Origin of the sequence: Flavobacterium sp. (genome assembly GCF_044371705.1) — a bacterium.
Taxonomy (GTDB): Bacteria; Bacteroidota; Bacteroidia; order Flavobacteriales; family Flavobacteriaceae; genus Flavobacterium.
On sequence record NZ_JBILTE010000217.1, the window covers coordinates 1 to 4,022 of the forward strand.

A 4,022-nucleotide genomic window follows, 5' to 3' on the forward strand; every position below is an offset into this window, starting at 1 on the left:
GGAAACACGCTCGAAGTCGTTTGCTCCAAACATCCATGCGGATACTGAATCAAATAATCCAGTCTTCGGTTAAAATCGATGGAAGGGAACGAAGAAACTTCTAAACGTGCCTGATTACTTCCCGGCACACCAAACGTATCAAACGAAAGTGTTTTTGTGCTGTTGGGCTCTAAAACCACGTCGGTATATTCATGTGTCACCGGATTTGGGTTGGTAATGTCTAATTCCACTTCATACGTAGCTTTTTCAGTTCCGGAAGTGGCAATTACTTGTACTTTGGCCAAACCGGTTAGATTGCCGACTTCCAAATCGAAATAGGCCATTTTTTCATCGGGTTGAGCAAAACTTAAGCTTTGTGAACTAGTACCAACGACTTTCATTCCGTTGTTGGTTCGCACTTGCACGGTTACATTTTTCACTTTGTTTTCCATGGCAAAAATGGTTACCGGTAAAGTCACTTTTTCGGAAGGAGAGACTTTTCTTGGCAACGAAGCAAGCACCATTAATGGTTTGCGAACAGGCGTTGTTTTTTCGGCATTACCATAGGCACTCGTATTCAAATCGCCCGCCACAACCATGGTTCGAACCGACCCCACATAATTGGGAATTTTCACATGATGAATTTTGGTTTGTCCTTTCTCCAATTTGAAAGGACCTAAATAAATAACCACAGGTTTGAAACGGTTTGCTTTTTTTGCTTTTGCACCACCCAAATCTTCGTCACCTCCAATGCTAAAAATTTGATTGATTTTACCACCGTACGCTCCAATGACATCGTCGTACACGTCCCAAGTTCGAACGCCCAGAGCTTCTCGGGTGTAAAAACTATTCCACGCATTAGGTGTTTTGAAACGGGTTAAATCCAATAATCCATCATCAACAATCGCGAGGGTATACGTCATGGCTTTGCCTGATTTTTCACTCACACGAATGTTTACTTTTTGTTCCGGCCTCAACACTTCAGGCATGGAGAGTTGTGGTTCTAAAAGAGTGTTTTTATCCAAAACTTCAATCGGAATAATTCCGTACAATCGAATTGGCGAATCGTTTAAGGTAGAAGCATGTGGCTGTAATAATGTCACATGAATATACACATTGGGAGCCATGGCAGATGTAATCGGAATTTCCACTTTTGTTTCCCCTTTTTGGGTTGTTGCCCATAAAGTTTGCACCACTTTGGTTCCGTTTTCAATGGAAATCAACGCCCGACTTCCGGCACTTGACGGGAAAGAAATGGTTGCTTTTTCGCCTACAGCATAGTTCTTTTTATTTGCAGAAAACACCAACATGGTTGCGTTTGAAGCATCGGTATTTCTTGTTTTACCCGACCAATACGGCCAATCAATCATGACTGTTTGACCCGTGGCATGACCTCCGGCTGGGTCGGAGATTCGAACCAAGTAACGACCCCATTCCGACTCCTCATTTTTAAATTGAAAACTTCCTTTACCCGCTGCATTCGTGCTTACAATAAAGCTCTTAAAAGGAATGGTTGAGTTGGAAGATGTGTAGCTTGACAAATCATCATGACTTGCATCCCACCACCAACGCCATTCTACTTTATAGACTTTTACTTCAAGATTTTTGACCGCTTTTGGATACCCTTTTTCATCTACGGTAACCACATCATATCTATTGGTTCTGCCGGTTTCCAAAAGTCCATATTTATTGGGTTCAGGCGTTTTTAAACCCACATAGGTTGCAAAAGGAGAATAACTAACAGCCATCACATCGGTACTGAAATCACCTCCGTTTTCATAGACTTTTGTCATGAACGATGCTTTTAACATTCCCGGTGCCTGACCAGTAATTTTGGGTTGTAAATTGATTTTTGCACGACCATTGCCATCCACTTTACCAGCAAAAACCGTCGTTTCTTCCGTTTCAAATGTTCGCACCGGATCATCAAACGTATACTGTGAATAGCCTTTAAAAGAGGTTTTCTGTTGGGTGAATTTTGCTTGAATTTCCGTTTTTAAATCTTTTGCAACTGCACCGTGAAGCCAAGTAACTTCCACCTGACCGGTGTTGGATTTGGATGCTGAAAGCAATTCAGAATCAAAAGTGTTTTTGATTTTTAATCGGTTGGGTTTAATCGTTTCAATTTTGATGCTTTTGTAAAACTGAGCACCTCCCACGCTAATAACGGCTTCCCAATTTCCTGTGGGATGATTATCGCGAGTAGCCACTACAAATTTGTAATGATTGGCATCGTTGTATTTTTGCACCGATTGAAACATCAGTTTTCCTTCCGGATCATTCAATTTGAATTTAATGGGATGCGATTTTTCCAATTTACTGGCTACATCATTCAACATAAATCCGATAAACAACGTATCGCCCGGACGCCAAACTCCTCGTTCACCATATATATATCCTTTTAGTCCTTTTTGAAGTTTTTCTCCCGAAACATCAAAATTGCTGACGGATAAGGAATAGCCTTCGTCCAGTTTGACATAGGTTGTTTGATTGTCTTTGGTAACGATTGCAAAATAGGCGTACTTCTCCAAATCACAGGTTACTGTTCCATCGGTGCCTGTTCGAACTGATTTTAATTTTTGCTGTTGGTAATCATACAAATCAATGTTCGCTCCTGAAACAGGTGCGGTTGAAATAATATTGTTGACAGCAAAAAAGTAAGAACCATTTTCGCCACGTTTAGCAATAACTCCCAAATCGGAAGCCAAAACGTTCATTCCGATAGGCCCTCTTCTGAAGTAAGAATCCGAACAAGCATCCTGACGGTCTTGCCAATCGTAATTATCATACCAATAATAATCGTAATAATCTTCGTCAACGGAGCGTACTTCCTCGCTTTCTTCTTCCTCCGATTCTTCATCGGGAGTTAACGGCTGATCACATTTGTATAATGAGTACGATTTCTTAAACGACAGTTCCACTCGATAAATAGCCCCGGGTTCCGGTGTAACAATTTTTGCTAAATCCAACGCAAAAGCATTCCATTTACTGAAATTCGAAATACTTTTGTTTTGAAGATTGATGGTTTGTGTTGCTACGGGCGTTGCTACTTTACGTAAATCGCGTTTGCCGTTTAGATTATTATCCTGTAAAAATTGCAGGATGTTGTTTTTATAAATTTTATATACTTTCACATCCACCGCTTTCAGGTTGGCGGCTTCAAAATTTATTTTCAGATTGTTGGAACTTGGTAAAATGGTTCCGTTCTTGATAAAGCGTATGCCGGGTTTCAGTTGGTTGAAAGAAACCTTTTCTGCATAATCGGCTTTCATTTTATAACCGTCTTCGCTTTGAATACCTTGGAAAACTTCCAATAGCAAATCCCCTTTCAACGATTCGGTAAAGAATACTTTCAGCACGTTTCCTTGAATAGCAAATTTCGGATTACCGGCTGATTCGACGGCCACTAATCCTTGTAAATCTTGTCCTTTTTTTATAGGATCTGAAAAGTTGATGTGAAGCGTTTGATTGTTTTCATCGGCTACCTCAACACCTATGATTTTAAAATTATTTTTACCCGGTATTTCAAAGTCGACACTGCCTTTTTGTTCAATAGTAAAAGGCGTTCCGTCCCATGAAATTTTAATGGTACTGTCGTCTACTTGTCGTTTGATACTGTCAATCACAAACTTAAATTCCGTGGGCGAACTCATGCTTTTATCAAATCGGATGTTTAATTTCTTGCCGTTTTGATTTACTTCTACTAATTTTTTGGCTGTTTCAAAGTCCAGATAATCGCTGGTTTGGATTACTCCATTTAAAAACTGCCAATCTTTACTGTACGATTGCAAGTCAAGCGTATTAACCGTAAAATCTTGCTTATAGGTTTTAATGGAAAACTTAAACTCCGAAAGATTTTTAGGAGTTTTGATAATTTTAGAAAGTTTCAAAGTAATGCGATACTCGGTATCTTGTTCTAATTTTTCTTCAGGAATAAAAGTCAAGGTATTGCTGGACAGTGCCACCACTTTTCCTTTTATGGAAGGAGAAATGTCAAAGAGGTTTTGATCCAGTTCCTCGTTGGCTTGCCATTCGTTTTTATC

At 39.8% G+C, this 4,022-nt stretch carries 1 protein-coding gene; it reads right to left on the reverse strand.

The window, feature by feature from the left end; all coding sequences use genetic code 11:
• A partial coding sequence (locus ACIQ2S_RS11870; protein WP_396176261.1) for an alpha-2-macroglobulin family protein occupies positions 1–4,022 on the reverse strand: 4,022 nt, incomplete at both ends.